This is a genomic window from Alloprevotella sp. Lung230, from assembly GCF_014385435.1.
GTDB lineage: Bacteria > Bacteroidota > Bacteroidia > Bacteroidales > Bacteroidaceae > Alloprevotella.
In genome coordinates, this window is sequence record NZ_JACSUD010000007.1 from 41,409 (window position 1) to 62,080 (window position 20,672).

The window sequence follows — 20,672 nt, forward strand, 5'->3', positions numbered from 1 at the left end:
CCTCGCCAACTTATGCTCGTTCACTACGCGCTCCACCAACTCACCGACTACGTCAACTGGACCTTCTTCCTCTTTGCTTGGAACATCAAGCCCAAGTTTGCCACCGTGGCCGATGTCCTCGCCACCCACGACTGTCCGGCCTGTCGCGAAGGCTGGATAAGTGGATTTCCGGAAGAGGAACAAGCTGAAGCCCGCGAAACCCTCCGCCTCTACCTCGATGCGCAAGACCGCCTGCGCCGCCTCGACGAGGCCGGCATCAAAGTGCACGCCCTCTTCCGGCGCTTCCCAGCCTACAGCGAGGGCGACAACATCATCGTAACCCATCCCGACGGCAGCACCCTCACCCTCCCCTTCCTCCGCCAGCAGCACCAACAGACCGACCGCCCCAACCTCTGCCTCTCCGACTTCATCGCGCCAAAGGGCTATGTCGATGCCGACCATGTGGCCGATTGCCTCGGTGCTTTTGCCGTATCGGTCGACACCGTCCCCGAGCTCGACAATCCGGACGACCCCTACGAACGGATGCTCATCCAGGTCCTGCTCGACCGCATGGCCGAAGCCGCCACCGAGCGCTTCCACCAAGACATCCGCACCACCCACTGGGGCTATGCACCGCACGAAGCTCTCACCCAGGCCGACCTGCTGGCCGAACGCTACCAAGGCATCCGCCCCGCCGTGGGCTATCCCTCCATCCCCGACCAGAGTTTCAACTTCCTGCTCCGCGACCTCATCCCCCTCGACAGCGTGGGCATCTCCCTCACCGAAAATGGGATGATGCGCCCCCACGCCTCGGTGAGCGGACTGATGTTTGCCCACCCCGCTTCCCACTATTTCGCCATCGGACAGGTCAGCGACGAACAACTCTCCGACTACGCCCGACGCCGTGGCACCACTCTCGAACAAATGCGCAAATTCGTACCCAAGAAATGAACCCTCTCACCCTCCTCTACCGCCTCTATCAGCTCGTCTTCATCGCCCCCTTCCTCCTGCTCACCACCTTCCTCACCGCCTTCTTCACCGCCTTCGGGTGCATGCTCGGCCTCTCGCGGTGGTTTGCCTTCACGCCCAGCAAATTGTGGGGATGGACGCTCATCCGCGCCCTTTTCATCCCCGTCACGGTCGAAGGTCGCCACCACCTGCAGCCCGGCCAGAGCTACGTCTTCGTGGCCAACCACCAAGGCGCGTTCGACATCTTCTTCCTCTCCGGCTTCCTCGGCCGCGAGTTCAAATGGATGATGAAGCAATCGCTCCGCCGCATCCCCCTCGTGGGCTATGCCAGCGAAAAGGCCGGCTTCATTTTCGTCGACAAATCTACCCGCCAAGGCATCATCAACACCATGCGCACCGCCAAGGCCCGCTTGCAAGGCGGCACCTCTCTCGCCGTCTTCCCCGAGGGCGCCCGCAGTTTCACGGGCCACATGGGCGACTTCCGCCGCGGTGCCTTCCAGCTCGCCGACACCCTCCAACTGCCCGTCGTGCCCATCACTCTCGACGGCTGTTTCGACCTCCTGCCCCGCATGCGCGGCTTCGGTTTCGTCACGTGGCACCCCCTCCGCATGGTCATCCACGCTCCCATCGCCCCCATCGGCAAAGGCGCGGACAACCAAAAGCACCTGCTCGACGAGAGCTACCGCATCATCATGGCCGCCCTCCCCGAGCGACACCAAGGCTACGTGAAGAACGCCGACCAGTAGCACGCCGCCGGCCCATCTCCCCCAAGGCATGATGAACCCTCAGACCTCTTTTGGGTCTGTCGCTCAGAAATTTGCCCTCCCGACCGCCCTCCACCAAGATGACGTCTCAATCGAAGAAATATGACGTCTCAATCGGACAAAGATAACGTCATATTCTTCCAAGGGTGATATCACATTCCACAAAATATAATATCACATTTTTCTCACCGGGCCGAACGACACCTTATATATAGTGTTTCCACCGCCGACACATCTGCCTAACCACCTCCCCTGCTCACATCATGATTTCTGCCTCGCCGCTCCTCCGCTTGCTGCTCCCGATGGCTGCCGGCATCGCTCTGGGAGAATGCACCTACAATCGCCTCGCCCCACAGCCCGACCTCACGCTCGGGTTGTGGGGCGTGGTCGTTGCGGCCGTGATTGGGGTTTTGGCATCGGGGCGGAAGGTCCGGTGGACACTTCGGCATGTGCAAAATGGGCTGTTCGTCGTCGCGGCGTTCCTTTTGGGAGTACTCCTTTTGTGGGGCGAACGCCGCGGGCAGGCGGTCGTTTGGCCGACCCACGACAACACCGCGATGCCCCTTGCGGCAAACTATCGCGCCAGAGTGTGCGACATCCCGAAACCCACGGCGAAGGCATGGCGCGCACGGCTGCTGCTGATGGACGGGGCAAACCGCGGGCAAACCCTCGAAGCCATCTTGGTCGACCGCCGCCGGCCGCTCCGTTTGGGCGATGTCGTAGTCGGTCATTTTGCCGTCCGGCCGCTTCGACCGCATCGCAATCCCGGGCAGACCGAACGCGCCACCTTCCTTCGCCGGCAAGGCGTGACGGGCACAGCCCTGTGTTTTGCCCGCCGGTGGCGGGTGCTTTCGGCCTCCACACCGCTCACGCTGAAGGAGCGCGCCCTGCTGCTGCGCGAGCGCTGGGTGGCGCAATATCACGCCCATTTTCCGGCGCACGACATGGCAGTGCTCTCGGCCATGACGCTGGGGCATCGAGGACTGGTCGATGCCGAAACGCGGGCGCTCTACAGCGAGACGGGGGCCAGTCACGTCCTGGCGCTGTCGGGGTTGCACCTCGCCATCCTCTATGCCCTCTTCGAGTACACCCTCGGGGCGTGGTCGCGGCGCCGTTCGCTTCCGTGTCAGGTGGGGGTCGGGCTGCTGGGGCTGGGGCTCATCTGGGCTTTCGCCTTTCTCACCGGTTTCCCCACCTCCTTGGTTCGGGCCGCTCTGATGTTTTCCATCGTCCGCCTGCTGCTGTTTTTCTCGCGCCCTCCCCGTCCGCTCCACAGTCTCACGCTGGCCGTCTTGGTGATGCTCGTGGTCAGTCCGTCGTGGCTGTTCGACGTCGGTTTCCAACTCTCCTGCGCTGCCGTGGCCGGCATTTTGATCCTGCGTCCGCTGCTGCCCACGCTGCAATGGTTCAGCCTCCGACCCACCCTGCCCCCCTACACTCCGCTGCCGCGGTTCACCCGGTGGAAAAAATCGGCCGTCCGCTTCGTCTACGAACTCCTTGCGGTGTCCCTCGCGGCACAAGCGGGCACGGCACCGCTCGTGGCCTACTATTTCAATCTCCTGCCGCTCAACGGGATTTTCTCCTCGCTCGTGGTCATCCCTGCAGCCTATCTACTGCTTTCAGGCAGTCTGCTTTTTCTCCTTCTGCCGTTTGCCCGCTCCCTCTTGGCGCCGTTTCTTTCCGGTGTTTTGGGGGCGATGGAAAGTGGGCTTCGCCTGCTGCAAGCGCTACCCGGCAGTGTGCTGACGGTCCATCCCACCCTCTTTGCCGTCGGCCTTTCCTACCTGTTCCTCCTTTCGTGCGTCGCCTTCGCCGGCAGTCGGACGGCAGCCCTTCGCCGGCGGTTTCTGTTCGTGAGCCTCGGTCTCCTGCTCGTGGGCGGCGTCCACTTCGCCTACATTTCCCACCGACGTGCCCGGGTCGCTCCGGAAGTGCGACTCTATCACACCACCGGCGTGACGGCCCTCCACTTCATCGCCGACGCTCGGCACTCCTACCTCCTCGCCACCGACACGCTCCGTGCCCGCCGCGCCCTCGCCCAAACCGCCCGCCGCGACTGGGATGCCCACAATCTGAACGTCGCCTTCCTCCCCCTCTCCGCCCTCTCCACTGCCGAGGGATGCACCGCTTTGCAGCAACGTTGCGCCCCCGCCGGCAGTCGGCCGAACGCCTCCCCGACCCTCATCGACTTCTCGCCGCGCGTTGTCCTCTTCGCCCATCGGCGCTGGGCCGTCGTCCGGGAGTTGCTCCCGCTCTTTCCACCGCGCGAGCCCCTTACGGTCGACTATCTCGTCCTCACCCGCGGCGCTCGCAACCATATTCCGCGACTGCTCCGTTTCTATCGGCCGCGCCTCCTACTCCTGGCCGCCGATCTCTCCGACCACTATCGTCTGCGCTATCTCGAAGAAGCGGTCGCCCTCCGCCTCCCCGTCTTCGATGTCGACCGCCAAGGTGCGTTTTTAGAGAAAATCTCACCGGTACACACTTCACCCTAAATTTCCATCAAGCGTTGTTCATCTTCACCTAATTCCCCCCTTCCTGATGAGTATCCTTTTTCCTCACCTCAATAGTTTTTGGGCAGAACGCTATCGTGTTCGTAGTCAAATCTACGAAATGCTATACCAAAATCCACGCCCTCAATACGATAAATTATGTACTGAAATACACTTCTGCGAATCGACAGGTATACAAATAGACTTCGTGCTCAATCATACCGAGCGCTTTGCTTTTTGGATAGACAAATTAGAGGGTATCGACCAGCTCATCTCTTTTTTGGAAACGCTCACTTTACCTGACTTTTCCGATGTTTGTTCAGAAATTTGGACTGACTCAAGTCCTTACCCCGACCTATGGTATGGTATGCGACAAAAGCTCTATATAGAGCGTCTGTTTCGACCGGACTCTATCAACACAGCCCCATCAGAAGAATATGTTCTCTTCAATGCTTATATTGATGATGAACACCCTCAACTTTTGGCATTCTGTCCCAAACTCTACTTTATTAAAGCGGTCTACTATACCCTGATGGCGCATTTTTCAATCTTGTCTCCATCAATGGCGCAACACGAGCGAAACCTTCCTTTCTGTGAGCCTCTTAAACTCTACAATCTCTTTAAGTCCCCTATCGTGGAGATGTTTTTAGATGGGCGCACAATAACAGAGAAAGAACTGAAGCGCTCTTTCGATTTCGTGCAGATTCGAGAGGTACTGCGTATTATGCCCCAAGGAGAACATCTCTTTTGGGATATGCAAGGCAAACCTCGTGGCAGTCAAGAGGAAGTGGCCGTCTATGAAGAAGCCCCCAAGACCTATCCTTCCACAACTCCCTATCTGGGGGACGTATGGGTAAAAGATTTTGAAAAATGTTATCCACTCCAGAACCCAAATCCCCAACGATTTGCTTACGAAAAAGAATTTGTTTGGTGGGAAGGTTGGGAGGCAGCACGACTTTCGCGTTACCTACTCCCCAACGATGTCGATTTACTCTTTCTCTCTTGGAATCCTGACGCTCCCGATGATTTGGAGCATTTTAGTTTTGACCTTCCGGGCTGTGTTTTCCCCAACTATCAGCGCACCCCTCGACGTGATGAGATTTGTTATCTTTGGCCGGATGAAGCCGGTGCGGTCTTATGGAACGAACAAGACAGATTGGTAGGATTCATCGGGGTTTTCTGCGACACTCCGGAAGTAGACAATGAGTTTCAAAGTTGGTATTATCGCGTAGATCAGGATGGTGCTCCCTACTCCAAAGAATCTATGGCGGAGAACTATGCCTATCAACTTGAAGGCTTGCGCATCGCACAGCACATGCGCAACAGCACCCGTCTTGACCACTATTTCATTTTCAGCTCAACACACATTTCCGAAGAAGACCTCTTAGATTTTGAGAAGAACTATCGATAATGATTTCTTCTCTATACTAAGGACACCGCACTGAAAAAACGGGGACTGAGTCGCGCTATCTCAGAGAAAAAGCGTAAATTTGCCTTCGAAATAATTCTAACAAAAATCAACATGGGAAAAGTTCTGATTATCGGAGCCGGTGGCGTGGCCACCGTGGCCGCTGTCAAGGTGGCCAAGAACTCCGACGTATTCGATGAAATTATGATTGCCAGTCGCACCAAGTCGAAGTGCGATGCCATTGCGAAGCGCATTGCCGACATGGGCCTGCGCAACGACATCAAGACCGCGCAGGTCGATGCCGACGAAGTGCCTCAGCTCGTGGCTCTCTTCAACGAGTTCCGCCCCGATCTCGTGATGAACCTCGCCCTTCCCTACCAGGACCTCACCATCATGGAGGCGTGCTTGCAGGCCGGCTGCAACTACCTCGACACTGCCAACTACGAACCGAAGGATGAAGCACACTTTGAGTACTCCTGGCAATGGGCTTTCCGCGAGCGTTTCGAAAAAGCAGGACTTTGCGCCATTCTCGGCTGCGGTTTCGACCCCGGCGTGACAAGTATCTACACCGCCTACGCCGCCAAGCACCATTTCGACGAAATCCACTACCTCGACATCGTCGACTGCAACGCCGGCGACCACGGCAAGGCGTTTGCCACCAACTTCAACCCCGAAATCAACATCCGCGAAATCACGCAGAAAGGACTCTACTGGGAAAACGGCCAATGGGTGGAAACTGAGCCCCTCGAAATCCACCAACCCCTCACCTATCCCAACATCGGCCCGCGCGAGAGCTATCTCCTCCACCATGAGGAAATCGAAAGCCTCGTCCTCAACTTTCCCACCATCAAGCGCGCCCGCTTCTGGATGACCTTCGGGCAGGAATACCTCACCCACCTGCGCGTCATCCAAAACATTGGTATGGACAGCATCGTGCCCATCAACTACGAAGGTCACATGATTCAACCCCTCCAATTCCTTAAAGCCGTGCTGCCCAACCCGCAGGATTTGGGCGAAAACTACGAGGGTGAAACCTCCATCGGTTGCCGCATCCGCGGTGTGAAGAACGGTGAAGAACACACCTACTACGTCTACAACAACTGCTCCCACCAAGCCGCCTACGACGAAACGGGCATGCAGGGCGTGAGCTACACCACCGGCGTCCCCGCCTGCATCGGTGCCCGTCTCTTTATGCAAGGCGTGTGGAGCAAGCCCGGCGTCCACAACGTCGAGGAGTTCGATCCCGATCCCTTCATGGACGAACTCAACAAGCAGGGTCTCCCCTGGCACGAAATCCACGACGGCGACCTCGAACTTTAAGTCCCTATCGTTTCTCTCCTACGAAAAAACTCCACGGCCCAAGGTCGGGGAGTTTTTTCGTAAGAGTTCTTTACAAAATTATTGCTGTCCGCTAAACTTCAAAACGACACGATTTCCCTATCCGCAACGCCCATCAATAGGCATTGCGGATTCCTTTTTCGAAAAGTAATCCCCCTTAGTCAAAGAGTGAAGGTTCGGTGGGTGGCTTATCGTGGGTATCCAAAATCTTCAACCAATCTTTTTCCGGATGCTCGAAGAAACTATAGCAGTCAATGTAGTACATGAGCATGATGCGCACCATCGTGGCCAAATTAGAGAAACTCCAATTGCGTTTGATCCGCTTTTGCAGCACCATGAGCAGTAAATTGGCAATCAATGTGACCCAAATCTGAATTTTGATGGCATTGGCGCTCTCTCCATAGAAATATCTGAGGGGAAAATTCTGTTTGAGTTGCTTGAAAAGTAGTTCTATCTCCCACCTTTGGCGATAGATCTCGATGATGTCCTGAATCGACATTTCCATGTCATTGGTAAGCAGCGAGATCAGTTTGGTTTTGTGCTTCTTACGGTCAGCGTAGGTGATGATTCTTGCCCGGTGTTTTAGTTCCTCTCCTCCTTTGCTCCGTTTGGTGAACACCACTTGCTGCACGCGGTATACCATCACCTCTTCCGAGGTCATATACATCACATCTTCAAGGGTTTCGTACCGGAGATTCTTCTTCATCTTGGTGACATACTTCACGCCGGCTTCCGTCATTTCTTCAAACTTGGTGTAGTCGATATAAGCTCTGTCAAAGGCCAAGATATCGCCGCAGTGGTAGTTGGAGGGGCGGAGCATAAAGGAATCACCCTTTGCCGCCGAGGTGAAGCGGATATCGGAGGGCACAAACTCGTTGGCATGAATATTGGCGTGGACTTTGATCCCACCCTTCTTTTTCCCTGTCTTCGGATGCCGTCCGACACCTTTGAAAATGAGATTGGAGAAGAGCGAAATGGTCGTCGAATCGATGATTTGCAAGCGTTCGATCCACTTTGGACACCCGCGCCGTCGGCTGTCCGCGGAAAGCACGTGCTTATAAGTGGCATACAGCTCTCGGTAAATGGCTTCGAAGATACATTCGTTGCGGCGCAGGTTGGCGTCCGAGAGTGTGGAGCGACGCGGCATGGCGTTAATGCCCAAATGTCCCAATTTACGGGCTTCGGGTAGCATAGATGCCACAATTTCGCGCAGGGAGTCAAAGCGTTTAACCACTGCATAGAGCATAACGACCAAGTGTTGCCAAGCATCGAAGTGTTTGACGTAGCGTTCTCCACCGTTTTCTTGACTGATACGAAGAATTTGCGCTTTGTCGAGCAAACTTATAAGCTGACCGTACATCGGCTGTCCGAAGAAATGAGTACCTTTGTTCATGGTTATCATGTTTTGTGGTAAAAACAAAGATAAACCAAAAGGCTGAAGTCCAACTACGGACTTCAGCCTTATTTTATGTGGAGAGAAAAACTTTTACCGGACAGCAATATTTACAAAATCTGTGAGCATAAAATAAGTGCAAGGGGAAGAAGTCTTCCCCCTTTGCCCCTTCCCATCCTCGATTGGGCTTGAAAGGGGAAAATAGGGAACAGCATTTTCCCTCTATGCGAAATACAATGACATTTCAAAGAGAACTGAAAAATCTTTTGAGCCGTTCCGTCGGTCGTAAATCACTTTCCGCAGCCGCTACCTAACGACTAAAATTCTCTACATCACACGTATTTTTTTCTACCTCCCTTCTAAATTCAATTACTTCCTTGGTAATTTTCACTGGCTCGGTACTATATTTCCTTAGTATCGGGCTGTTTTTTGTTCTTTCTGTTGGACTCTTTTCCAGGAGTATAGGTACAGTGTCCTATAAGTGGTTGTTTTTCAGTGGCTTCTCTTTTTGAGGGTTTTCTTCCCTTTTCGCGATGCACTTTCACGGTGGGAAAGATATCGCCCAAAGGTCTCCTTCTCGCGCTTTGTTACAGCGAAATACTGCGACATTTTCAGAACCTTCTGTCGATCTGCAATTTGAGATGCTACGAACTCCCCGATGAGGGCGAATATCGGAGCAAGCCTCCCACAAAAGAGACAACGCTCGCACAGCAGGGGCAGCGAGGAGGCATCAAGCGTAGGAGTGCATACCGCCGAGGAAGAAATTGACGCCAAAATAGGTGATGAGCACACTAAGGAAAGCCAGCGCCAAAAAGAGATGGAAGTTGCGCTCACGGCGGAAGAACGGGAGCGAAGCGCTGTGGAGCGCGAGGGCATAGATGAGCATCGTGATGAGCGCCCACACCTCCTTTGGGTCCCAGCCCCAATAGCGCCCCCACGACTGGTTGGCCCAGACGGCGCCGATGAAGATGCCGGCCGCCAACAGGAAGACAGCGGGCGTGAGCAAGAGCTGGTTGAGCACGGTGAGTTGGGCAAGGCGGTCGCGCTGCAACGGGTGGGCACGATGGAGCAGCCAGAGGGCATAAAGGCTGTTCATCGCCATGAGTGCAAAGAGGGCGTAGGAGAGCATGACGATGGTGACGTGCACACTGAGCAGAGGCGAAGTGAGCACCGGCATGAGGGGCGTAATCTGCGGATTGAGGTTGCCCAAATGCGCAACGAGCAACGAAAAGCCCGCCAGGAGGAAACCGAACGACAGGGCGAAGGGAAAGCGCCGTCCCAAGGGCAGAGCGAGGACAAGGGTGCAGATGGCCATGAACAGCATCGTCTCAAAACCATTGCTCAACGGCACAAAGCCACCGAGATACCAACGGAAGGCAAAGACGGACAGCAGCACGATGAGCGCGGACAGCAGCACGAGGCGCTGCACAAGCGCCCACCAGCGGCGACGCACACCGCCCACCAGCGTGGCAAAGCCCACGAAACCGAAAGTGAGGCAGAGCATGAAGCCCCACTTCACCACATCGAGGCGGTTGTAGAGGAGTTCGATGTCCACCTGCAAGGGCGAAAGACGGGCGTCTCGGGCACGCACATCGACCGGCACGATGAGCGTGCCTTTGTGGAGCATGAGGATGAGTCCCACCTTTTCGTCGAGTTCCTGCACCGCCCGCGAGAGGGGGGAGTTGGGGTCGGTTTCGCCCTGTGCGATGGCCTGCAAACGATAGGTCGTGCCGTCATATAGCTGCGAGAGGCGGGCATAGTCGCCCTCGATGCCCAGCCGTTGCCGCAAGGCGCTGCTTTTGATTTTGAGCATCGGCACGTCCTGCCACGCCTCGGGATAGAAGAGCCAGGAGAAGAGTACTTGTTCGGCCGAGAGGTGGCGGAAGGTGGGGCGGCCGTAGAGTTTTTTGCAGAAGTCGATGGCGAGCGTATTGACGGGACAGATGCGGTTGTTGTAGACCACCTGCCGCCGCATCAGGCTGTCGGCCTGAGTGCGGGGGATGGTGGGCAGTTGTGCCGCGTGGAGGGGCTGCACCAGCGTTGCGCCTACGACTCCCAGGACGACAAAGGCGGAGCGACGCAATGCAGGATGACGCAAGAGGGTGCGGAAGCGGCCGTGCTTGTCGACCAGCAGCCAGAACATGGCGAGGAGAAGCAGCCCATAGCCCAGGTAGGTGAGCAGAATACCGTAGGGATCGTAGCTCACGGTGAGGACAGAGCCTTCGAGGTCGTCATCGTAAGACGATTGGTAGAAGCGGTGGCCCTCCCACTGCCCGATGTGGTTCATCGCCACCACCATCGACTGCGCACCACCGACACGAAGCCGACTCTCGTAGTCGCGTGGGGCGTTGGTGCCGGGATAGTATTGGACGCGGAAGTCGGTGAGCATCACTTCAAAAGGGAGCGTGTGCACCTCCCGCCGGTCGTCGAAGAAGGTGCGCGTGGTTTCGCCCTTGCGCAAATGAAGCATCCCGCTCGTCGAGGTGAGGGAAGTGGTGAGCGCCCCGGCGAGAATGACGAGAAAAGCCGCGTGAAGCAACAACGCCGCCGGGCGCCGCCACAAGCGTTTGCGCACGATGAGCCACGTGCCGGCGACAGCAAGCGCTGCCCAAAGGAGGCGGAAGGCGAGGCTGTGGTAGATGTGGGTGTAGGCGACGGCCGAACCGAAGCGGTGCTCGACAAAAGTGGCGATGACCAAGACGGCCACCACCACGATGATGAGGAGGAAGGGAAGTTTAGAAAGCGCGGTAGTTTTCATTCGTGCGGGGAGCAATGGCGATGCACTCCATTTCGATGAGCCACTCGGGGCGGCAAACGGGGGCAAGGGTGATGACGATGGGGATATTGGGATAGCGTTCGGCAAAGAGGTCGCGCACGGTTTTGTAGTCGGCCGTGTCGCGCAGATAGACGATGATTTGCATCACGTGGTCGGTGATGTTCATCGCCCCTTCGGCCAGAAGAGCTTCGACATTCTCCCACATGCGCTGCGTCTGCCGCACGATATCGCCCACGTGCACCACCGCCCCTTTGTTGTCGATAGAGGCGGTGCCGCTGATGTAGGCGTGGGCACGGTCGCCAAATTCGAGGAGAGTGCCGCGCTCAAAGGTGACGCCATATTCTATCGTGGGGTTGAGGTGGGTGAGGGCGTAGAGATAGCGCTGCTGCTCGGGCTGAAAACCGGTCAGGGCGTAGGTGCCGAGCTGGATGAGGGCGTGCGGGTCGGCCGGAAGTCCGCCGATGCCGGTGGAGGAGATGTAGTGCGTCTCCTTCGTGAGTCCTTGCTGCTCAAAGTTGTCGAGCCGCGCCCGCACCATACCGGCATATTGCGTGTCGACATCGCGCACGAAAAACCACGTCCGCACGCAGTGGTCGGCAAGGGTGGCGTTGAAGTGGGCCAAGGTGCGCTCATAGTCGGTGAGGACGGTAGTGGTCTGCTCGGCCGAGTCGCCGCGGCTGTCGCTCAGCCCCATCTGCCAAAGGTGGCGATAGCCGTTGTGCTCAACGAGGGTGACGCCGGCCTCTTGGCGCAGCGTGGTGCCGCGCTGGAGATAGACCCACAGCGCCACTTTCGACCCATCGAGAGGCGGCTGCTGGATGAACGACACAGCACAGTCGCGCTCCTCGCGCATGAGGGGATGCTGGTTGGTGGCGTCGCTCAGGAAATAGCGCTTCATCACCACCTCTGTGTCGCGCAAGAGGGGGAAATTGGAGAGCTGTTCGGTGGCGAGATAGAGGCGACGGAGCTGACCTTCAAACTGTTCGCGATGGGGCGCGACGTGGAGCATGAGGTGAAATTCGGCCACGCCGTTGTCAGGGATGAACGCAGAGATTTCGGCCGTGACGCCGAGTTCGTCCCAATGATATTGGTGGAATGTCATGAATGTGTTTAGGATTGGTCGATGAAAGAAGAGGAGGGGCAAAGCGTCCGCCTTCGGGAGGGGTGCTCCGAATGCGGTCAATGAGGCTTTGCCCCGGGGCAGAACCTCATTGCCTTACGTTGTGCGTGGAGCGTTGCTTACTCTTTCGCCCCGTGGTTGATCCAGTCTTTGAGCAGTTTGAAGTATTTCAAGTCCTGCTCGTTGTTGAGGATGTTGGGATGGTCGGCATAGTGGGTAAGTCCGCTGTTGCCGGGGGTGAGTACGCGCACCAGAAAACTGTGGTCGGCATCACCGGGGACGACGCGCGTCTGGGTGGGGTCGACCGTGGCGGTATGGTTTACCAAGGCGGCGTAGGCGTGTTCGGGCAGGAGGCTCATCCCACCGGCAGCCTTGTCGGGATGGCCATGGCAGCGTGAGCATTCGCCCTTCTCCACAAACACCACTCGCTTGAGGGTGCTGAACATGCCGGCATCGACCTTGTTCACCTCCAATCGGAGGGTGTCGCGTTCGTTTTTGCGCATGGCGTCGGTCACCTCCACTTTGTCGAGCGTAACGATGCGTTCGCGCAAGCGGTCGACGATGGCCAGTTCGATGGTGGAGGCTTGGGGCGAAATGTTGTCCAGCACCAACGGGCTGCCGGGCGAAACGTGTTTCTGCACGATGGAGTACGGGCTGTCTTTGCCGAAAGCGGCCAGCACGAGGTCATACTCCTCCGGCCATTGGTCAAAGCCCGAAATCTCACCGGTGAGCTTGGCCACCAGTCCGTCGTGTTCAAACGAGATTTCCTTGGGATAGATGTTGCCCGAGTCGCACGCCGCAAAGACGAGGAGGCTCAACAGCGCTGCAAAGATACTGATTTTCTTCATTTGGACGGCAGTTGGAGGGCGTTAGAATGAGTATTGGAGCTGCACACGGGCCGAGTGGGTGGCGATGCCGAGGTCGTCGTTGTCGCGGTCGAGCTGCGTCTGGTGTCCCCAGCGGCCGGTGTATTGGTACATGGCAGAGAGTTTCAGTCCCGTGCCGCGGAAGAAGTAGTTGATGCCCACGGCCGGCGAGTTGAGATAGCCATCGAGGCCGCTGCCGTTGCGGTCGTAGAAGTCGTAGCGCGCTGCGAGCTGGAGTTGCGGTGTGGCAAAATAGCCGATTTGGGCGTAGGCACCGAAATAGTTGAAGGTGTCGCGTATCTTCATGCGCTTGGTGAACCCGACATGCATCATGTAGGCCTCAGCGCCCACATACCAGCGGTGGTAGAGGAGGGCGTATTCCACGCCGAAGCGGGTGTCGTTGGTGCTCTCGTTTTCACTCTCCACATTGAGGTTGGCGCTCGCACCGATGAGCATCTTCTTTTCGTTCAGGCGCTTGGCGTTGCCCTGCGTGGTGGGCATCACGCCCCACGGCATGTAGGTGAGGCGGGCAGCGTAGAGGAGCGAGGGGATGTGCCAATCGTCGGAGAGGGTTTTGGTAGCGGCATTGGTGTTGCCGGCCGTACCGTTGTAGATGCCCACTTCGTAGCCCCACTTGGCAACGTCCTTGCCGTCCTTGCCCAAAAGGCCGTGAGCCTGCACGCCCATGTCCCAGCCGGTCATCATGGAGGGCGTGACGGCGTTGAGAGAGTGAGGCATGATCACAGCGGCCGTGAGCGAAGTGGGGAGCAGGGGCATGAGGGTTTCGCCCAAGGTGGTATTGAAGGCGTGGGTAAAGGGCGTCTTGAACTTACCGGCGCGGAGCGAAAGGCGCTTGTCGAGGCGCACGTCAAACCACGCCTGCTGGAGCAAACCCGCACCGCTGCCGGCAGCGTTGATGGAGAGGTTGTAGGCCACGCGGTCGTAGGCTTTTCCCGTAAATCCGAGCACGGCATAGGGCATGGCAAATCCGGAGTTGGCCACGTTGTCTTGGTTGTAGGCCTTGTCGAGCCCTTCGTCGTCGTACCAGTTGAACGAGGCGTTGGACTGCACCATGAGGTAGGGCTTGAACTCAAAGTTGCCGTTGTTGCTGCGGATGGTCATGGCGCGGTCGTCGTCGATGCTGACCACACCGTTGTCGATGCGCTCTTCTTGAGCAAAGGTGGGGAGGAAAGCCGCCAAAAGGGAGGCGGCGAGGAGATATTTTTTCATTGTTATGGAGTTGTAAGGATGAGGTGAGGGAGAGGAATTTTCGTAACCCTCCGAATTTTAAGCAACTCTGTCGCCACAAAATCGCCAAAGGGTGGCGACGCGTCGCCAAAAGCGTGGCGTTTCATCGCCAAAGGGGCGGCGTTGCAACGCCACGGCGCGGAGTTTTTTGCGGCAAGGACATGGAAAGAAAATTCCAAGGACTTGGCGTTTTGGGCGATGCTTAGAGCGAGTTGACAAACTTGATGAGGGCTTCGCGGTCGGCCTTTTTCATCTTCATGAAGAGGCGCTTCGAGGCTTCACCTTCCCCGCCGTGCCAGAGGATGGCCTCTTTGACATTGCGGGCGCGGCCGTCGTGGAGGAAGTAGGTGTGGCCGTTCACTGTTTGTTGCAGCCCGATGCCCCAGAGGGGCGTGGTGCGCCATTCGTTGCCGCGGGCCAGTCCGCTCACATAGTTGTCGTTCAGGCCGACACCCATGATTTCGCTGCCCATGTCGTGGAGGAGATAGTCGGAATAGGGGTGGACGGTTTGGTTGCCGAGCCAGGGCAATTCCGTGCCGTTGAGGAGGGTGGCACCACGGGGACGCGTGCGGAGGGTGGTGACATGGCAGAGGTGGCACTTGGCTTGATAGAACATCCGTTCGCCGTGCTTCACCTCGGGATCGTTCACGTTGCGACGCGCCGGCACACCGAGGGTGTGGAGATAGAGGTCGACGTCCTCCATGTCGCGCGTGGAGACATCGAGCTTGTGGTAGCGTAAGCCCATGGATCCGCCCTCTTGGATTTGCCGCTGACCTTCGGAGATTTCCTCGGGGAAGCGGCTGTTGGTGGCGCCCATGTCGGAGGAGAAACCGAGTTCTACGGTCAGGTCGGCGTGTTGTGCTTTGTTGCCCGAGAGGCCGAGCTGCATCCGGCCGCGCTCGAAGATGTAGTTGGCACGGCCCGAGATGCCATATTCAGGATAGTTGCTCTTGCGCGCCAGGGCTTCGATTTCCTTCGGGTCGAGGGCCATCATCTGGCCTAAGCCCACGTGGCGGAGAGGGATGCGCACGGTGCAGAAGAGTTCTTCGGGGCGGATGTTGCGGCCATCGAGCCCCGGCATGTACCAGTCGGTGATGGTGTAGGTGGGAGCAGCGAGTTCGTAAGTTTCGCCGTCGGGAAATTGTCCCTTTTCATAGCGCCAGTCCACTTTGAGTTTGCCCTCGGGTCGCACGCCGTAGATGCTCTGGTCGTGGAGGACACGGCCATAGTTTTGGAAGAAAGCACCATTACGACGGGTGATGTAGATGAGCATTGAGGAGAAACCGTAGTCGCCCGATCCATAGGCGCCATCGGCACGCTTCGTCCACACCGATGGCGTGGTGCGGCCGGCGTTGCGGTGGCAGCTTCCGCAGGCGTAGCCGGCATAGACCGGGCCGAGACCGCTGCTTGAGGTCAGCGCGTCGTCATAGAGGCCGTCGCCATCGCGGAAGCGTGCGGCCAGTTCGCCCCGCACCCAGTCGCTGTTGGCATCGTAGGCATAGGTAGAGGTGAGGAACACCGTGGAGTTGCCCGCCGAGAGGGCGAAACCTTCGGGTACGGGTTGCTCCACGACTTCGAGTTCGTCGCCTTTGTCCTCGCAGGCCGTCAGCGGAAGCAGGGGCAGCAAAAGAAAGGTGAGTTTACTTAAATTGTTCATTGTCGTCTGTAAAAGAAGGAGGGACTTTTCCTATCCAAGAAAAGCCGTCAAAGAAAAGCAGAAACTCGCAGCTGCTCCAAAGAGGTCTTTGAGCAGCCGCGAGAAAGAGAGATAGAGCCGTTTCGTGCTCCGCGCGATTTACTTGATGGTGCGGGGCATGCCGTCCTTGAAGAGGAGGTATTCGAGCGTGTGGAAACCGCGGAGCCCTTGGGCTGCACCGATGGCCTTGTTGTCTTCATCGAAATCACCTGACCAGTTCAGCGCGTCATACTTGCCGGACTTGAGCACATTGACAATACCCACTTGGTCGAGCGGCCAAGAGTCCATGTTGGGGTCGAGACCGAGGTCGGCCACCGGACCAAAGAGGAAAGCTTCGCTGGTCTCCCAGGGTGTGCGAGCAGCAATCCAACTTTCGGCAGCGGCTTTGAAGGCAGCATTGGAAGGTTGAGCTTTGAGAGCATCAATCTTGGCTTTCAAGTCAAGGGTAGCACGTTCCAAGTCAGCATAGGTGGGGAGCACCACGTTGTCTACGTAGACCGAAACGATACGAGTAAATTCGGCTTCGTCGGCGGCAGTGTTGCTCTCGGAGACGAGGGGCTTCACCTTCTTGTCGAGGAGTTCGTTGAGGGCAGCGCAGGCGTCTTGAGCGGCCTTGGCTTCCTTGCTGCCGATGTTGTTGCGGAAAGGTTGAGGAATGTCTTGGATGGCCTTGGCAGCTGCGGCAATGGCCTTGTCTACCTGAGCGGCGAGGGCAGCGTCCTTGCTGTAGATGAAGCCGAGGAGCGAAGGAGCGGTCTGGGTGTCTTTGTTGTAGACGCCCGTGCGGTTGCCATAGAAGGCGTTGCGGATGGAGTAGATGTTGTTGGTGTAGTCGTCGCGAGAGTGCCAGGAGTACCAAGACTCAACGGCATAGAGGGCTTCGGTGCGTCGGCCGCTCAACCACTTGGTCAAGGGGTCACCGATTTTGGTTTCACCCACTTCGTTGGAGATTTCCACACAACCGTCAATGATTTGCACCACAGCGTTTTTCAAAGTGGGGTACTTTGAGTTGGCCTTCTTGAAGGTTACGCCAAAGGCTTCGCTCTCCTTATAGCCCTTGCTCCAAGAGTCGTTGAGCGTTTTGGCGTCATTCACGAGGAGCTGTGCGGCATAGGCGGCATAGTTCACCCAAGAAGAGGCGTTTTCTTGATTGTAGTCGAGATGGATGGCCATCTCCTTTTCGTCGACCTTGTCATCGCTGCAAGCGGTGAACATCGTTGCGCCCGAAAGCAAGAGGGCAGCACAGAGGAAATCATTGTAGATATGTTTTGTTTGAGTAGAGTTTATTTCTTCAAGAACCAGCCGGTGAAAGCGATGCCGAGGGCAAACTCGTTTTCGGAATTGAAGCGTCCGCTACCGATGGAGCGCGTGGTGTAGTCGGCTTTGAGGATGACGCCGTTGCCGACGCGATAGTTCAAGCCCATCGTCCACATGGAGGTTTTCAAGCGCTGGTCGGCCACGTGGGGAGCGAGGACTTTCTCCTGCGGATTGTAGTATTCATAGCGCACGAAAGGCAGAAGCTCGGGCATCGTGGGGCAGCTGATGATGTTGCGCAGATTGACGCCTACTTCACCGCCGCAGCTCATGGCGTTCTTGGCCACCGGCGTGACGCGCGAATAGGGCGAAGCGTTGGAGTGGCGGCCGTGGCGGCTGCTGATGACGTCCGACTTGGCGAGGTTGCCCCAGACCACGCAACCGCGGGCAGTGACGTAGCGATCGGTGTATTGAGCATCGCCGGAGAGGATGCTGAGCGGTGCACGGCCCATGTTGCCATAGTACGAAGGTTTGTCGGAGTTGGCCGACGTGTCGTGACAATAGTAATAGCTGGCGCCGACGCGCAGCCCTTTCACACCCACCCAGTCGAGGCGGGCGGCATAGCCGGGGCTGGTGAAGTTGTCTTCTTCAAAAAGACCTTGTTTGCCCGAAGCCACCCACGTGTTGCGGTCGAATCCATTGGCGTTCAGGCCGGCCACGACCATCACCTGATAGTCGAACGTGGCGGCACGGCTACCCACACGACCGAAAGCGGCAAGTCCCGTCTCGTGCCACGTGCAGGGCAACAGCATGCGCTCGCCTTCGGGGCGGACGGTGCCGAAGAAGTTCATCGGTTCGTGGTGGGCGTTGGTCAAGCCCACGGGCACAATCATGTGGCCGGCGCGGAGGTTGAAGGTGGGCGTGATGAGCCGCGTGATGTGGAACTGCTCGATGGCCACTTCCCCTCCCTTTTCAATTTCAGTTTCGTACTCTCCATTCTCTGTATTTTCCAACTCTACAGCCTGTCCTGTGCCACCGGACTCAAACTCGATTTCAGCACTCAAAATCCAGTTTTTGGAAAACTTGTAGTCGAGTGCGAGCCCGAAGCGGGGAATGGAGATGGTGTTGCGATGGGTGCGCGGATTGCCGTCGGCACCGCCATAGAAGCGGTTGATGCCGTAGTCCTTGAAGGCCGCCACCGCTTCGCCATAGCCACCGAGGCGAAACTGGTGGAAGTGGTCGGGGTCTTGATGTTTATGGGGTTTCTTTTTTTTATCGTTCGAGCGGCCTTGCATGGGCGTAGTAGCACTGGTCACGCCATCGGGATGGTGGTGTTCGGTGGCCCCTGTTGTGCCATCCAGCACGGGCGTATCGATTTGCGACATGATGGAGTCTTTGATGGGACATTGTGCCGTGGCCGTGGCCGACATCAGCAGTCCGGCAAAAAGCAGAAAGGAAAGAGGAGAACGAGACATTGTTGCGAGAAAGATTACGAAAAAGATTTTTGCAGATTTGTTTACATAATGATTTGGACTGCAAAAGTAAGGACTATTTAACAAGCATGCAATCACCAAAATAGGGTAATTTCGGCAAGCCGACAAGAAGAAATGAGATGGGCAACACCCACTTTCGGGCATAAATTTAGCATAAAGCCCTGTTTCCTTTCACTGATAGAGAAGAACAGTCGTGCCGCTGCAGCCGCTGAAAATGAAGTTTTTCGCCCGTAAATTTGCCATATTCAAGGAAAGATTGCATAAAAAACACAGTCTACGAAGCAAAAAGGAAGGAACAAACAGAATTATGCTTATAGATAGCGATGATAACTAAAAAATATGTTGTAACTTTGTCCCGAAAAATAGGGCGTACAAGGGTGCTATGACACCCTCTGCCATGGGCTGCGCCCCCAAGCAACAATAAGAACTATGATTACCAGCTATAGCGAACAAGACAAAATCAGCGATGTCATTGCCTCCCAACCCTCGCTCTTGCAGATGATTTGCCGCTTCGGAATTCAGCTCGGTGTGGGCGACAAAACCGTGCGCGAAGTGTGCACCGCAGCGGGTGTCGACACCACGACTTTCATCGCTGTGGCCAATGTCATGAAACAAGGTGGTTCCATCGCCCCACTCTACATCGACAAAATCGATATGGTCACGATGATGCACCACCTCAAGTCGGCACACGAGTTTTTCCTCGACTTCCAACTTCAGCACATCCGTCGCAAACTCCTTGAAGCCATCGACTGCTCGCGACAAAACGAAGTGGCATTTCTCATTCTCAAATTCTACGACGAATACATGAGCGAGGTGCGCAAGCACATGGAGTATGAAAACCAGCGTGTCTTCACCCACGTCGACCATCTCTTGGCCGGGAAGCTCGACCCCGATTTTCGCATCCGGCACTACTGCAAAAGCCATGATGGGATGGACACCAAGCTTCAAGAGTTGAAGAACATCATCATCAAATACTATACCCCGGCCGAAGGCACCTCGTCCGACCTCCTCTGCAATGTCCTTTTCAGCCTCTACAACTGCGAGGCCGACCTACGCGCCCACTGCGACATGGAGGAGACCCTCTTCTTCCCCGCTGTGGCACGTCTCGAAGATCAAGTGGCTGCTACGGCTAAAGACACTCCTGTGGAGAAGGAAGAGCCTGCCCCCGAAAACCTCTCCGAACGCGAAAAGGAAATCATTGCCTGCATTGTGCGCGGCATGACCAACAAGGAGGTGGCGGCCCAACTCTTCATCTCGGTCAACACCGTGCTGACACACCGCAAGAACATCTCCCGTAAGCTCGGCATCCACTCGGTGAGCGGCTTGACCATCTATGCCATCGTCAACCAGATTGTCAAGGTCGAAGAAATCGAATTGCAATAGCGCCATGGAGAAAGCTTTTCCAACGCTCAATCTACCTGCCGCTCCGCTGCACGTGAAAATCGGGCAAGCGGGGCGGCAGGTTGTGTTTGATCCTCTGCGGCGGCGCTTTGTCACCCTCACGGCTGAAGAGTGGGTGCGCCAGCATTTTGTACACTTTCTCGTGGCGGAACGCGGTTTTCCTCCAAGCCTGATGGCCAACGAGGTAGGGGTGAATGTGAGTGGCGTGACGCGGCGCTGCGACAGTGTGCTCTTTGCCCGCGCCGATGCCTCTCCACGCGTCATCATAGAGTATAAAGCGCCCCACATCGGCATCACCGAGGCCGTGTTTCGACAGGTGGAAAGCTACAATAGCATTCTGCACGCCGACTATCTCATCGTGAGCAACGGCCTTCGCCATTTCTGTTGCCACTTCGACTACAACAAGGGGCGGACGCAATTTCTTCCCGACATTCCCCACTACCATCAGCTCGCCCCACGATAACCTTTCCCACCA

General features: G+C 56.8%; 15 protein-coding genes. 7 read left to right on the forward strand and 8 right to left on the reverse strand.

Annotated features, from left to right (window positions below):
• Positions 1 to 12 precede the first annotated feature (12 nt).
• From H8527_RS05585 to H8527_RS05605, 5 genes are all read left to right on the forward strand, one after another.
• Entirely contained in the window at positions 13 to 930 is a 918-nt protein-coding gene (locus H8527_RS05585; protein WP_187546356.1) for a vitamin B12 dependent-methionine synthase activation domain-containing protein, read from the forward strand.
• Positions 927 to 1,694, forward strand: a complete 768-nt coding sequence (locus H8527_RS05590) for a 1-acyl-sn-glycerol-3-phosphate acyltransferase (protein WP_187546357.1) — start codon at positions 927 to 929, stop codon at positions 1,692 to 1,694. The genes H8527_RS05585 and H8527_RS05590 overlap by 4 nt, the downstream gene beginning before the upstream one ends.
• 281 nt (positions 1,695 to 1,975) lie before the next feature.
• Positions 1,976 to 4,207, forward strand: coding sequence for a ComEC/Rec2 family competence protein (locus tag H8527_RS05595; RefSeq protein WP_187546359.1), 2,232 nt, complete (start codon positions 1,976 to 1,978; stop codon positions 4,205 to 4,207).
• 364 nt (positions 4,208 to 4,571) lie between these two features.
• Positions 4,572 to 5,615: a hypothetical protein gene (locus tag H8527_RS05600; protein WP_187546361.1), complete on the forward strand. Its 1,044-nt coding sequence runs from the start codon at positions 4,572 to 4,574 to the stop codon at positions 5,613 to 5,615.
• Positions 5,616 to 5,726: 111 nt separating this feature from the next.
• On the forward strand, positions 5,727 to 6,932 hold the full coding sequence (locus H8527_RS05605) for a saccharopine dehydrogenase family protein (protein ID WP_187546363.1): 1,206 nt from the start codon (positions 5,727 to 5,729) through the stop codon (positions 6,930 to 6,932).
• A 175-nt stretch (positions 6,933 to 7,107) separates the two neighbouring features.
• Here H8527_RS05605 and H8527_RS05610 read toward each other — a convergent pair whose 3' ends face one another.
• The 8 genes from H8527_RS05610 to H8527_RS05645 form a co-directional block, all read right to left on the reverse strand.
• A complete protein-coding gene (locus tag H8527_RS05610; protein WP_187546365.1) occupies positions 7,108 to 8,343 on the reverse strand; it encodes an IS4 family transposase in 1,236 nt (411 codons plus the stop codon).
• 730 nt (positions 8,344 to 9,073) lie between these two features.
• Positions 9,074 to 11,101, reverse strand: a complete 2,028-nt coding sequence (gene ccsA, locus H8527_RS09970; protein WP_187546371.1) for a cytochrome c biogenesis protein — start codon at positions 11,099 to 11,101, stop codon at positions 9,074 to 9,076.
• Complete coding sequence (locus tag H8527_RS05620; RefSeq protein ID WP_187546373.1) at positions 11,079 to 12,221, reverse strand: Rid family hydrolase; 1,143 nt, start codon at positions 12,219 to 12,221, stop codon at positions 11,079 to 11,081. The genes ccsA and H8527_RS05620 overlap by 23 nt, the downstream gene beginning before the upstream one ends.
• A 137-nt stretch (positions 12,222 to 12,358) precedes the next feature.
• Positions 12,359 to 13,087, reverse strand: a complete 729-nt coding sequence (locus H8527_RS05625; protein ID WP_187546375.1) for a hypothetical protein — start codon at positions 13,085 to 13,087, stop codon at positions 12,359 to 12,361.
• A gap of 21 nt (positions 13,088 to 13,108) precedes the next feature.
• The gene (locus H8527_RS05630; RefSeq protein ID WP_187546377.1) at positions 13,109 to 14,335 is read right to left on the reverse strand and encodes a porin; all 1,227 of its coding nucleotides are present in this window, start codon (positions 14,333 to 14,335) and stop codon (positions 13,109 to 13,111) included.
• Positions 14,336 to 14,555: 220 nt separating this feature from the next.
• Positions 14,556 to 16,010 (reverse strand): di-heme oxidoredictase family protein, encoded by a 1,455-nt coding sequence (locus H8527_RS05635; RefSeq protein ID WP_187546378.1) that lies wholly within the window; start codon positions 16,008 to 16,010, stop codon positions 14,556 to 14,558.
• 138 nt (positions 16,011 to 16,148) lie between these two features.
• Positions 16,149 to 17,264 carry an imelysin family protein gene (locus tag H8527_RS05640; RefSeq protein ID WP_187546380.1) on the reverse strand — a complete coding sequence of 372 codons (1,116 nt, stop codon included), beginning with the start codon at positions 17,262 to 17,264 and terminating at the stop codon, positions 16,149 to 16,151.
• A 68-nt stretch (positions 17,265 to 17,332) separates the two neighbouring features.
• On the reverse strand, positions 17,333 to 18,598 hold the full coding sequence (locus tag H8527_RS05645) for a hypothetical protein (RefSeq protein ID WP_255498531.1): 1,266 nt from the start codon (positions 18,596 to 18,598) through the stop codon (positions 17,333 to 17,335).
• Positions 18,599 to 19,225: 627 nt separating this feature from the next.
• Between H8527_RS05645 and H8527_RS05650 the strand changes: the two genes are divergently transcribed.
• Together H8527_RS05650 and H8527_RS05655 are read left to right on the forward strand one after the other, a co-directional pair.
• Positions 19,226 to 20,179, forward strand: a complete 954-nt coding sequence (locus H8527_RS05650; protein WP_187546384.1) for a helix-turn-helix transcriptional regulator — start codon at positions 19,226 to 19,228, stop codon at positions 20,177 to 20,179.
• A 4-nt stretch (positions 20,180 to 20,183) separates the two neighbouring features.
• A complete protein-coding gene (locus H8527_RS05655; protein ID WP_187546386.1) occupies positions 20,184 to 20,660 on the forward strand; it encodes a type I restriction enzyme HsdR N-terminal domain-containing protein in 477 nt (158 codons plus the stop codon).
• Positions 20,661 to 20,672: the final 12 nt, after the last annotated feature.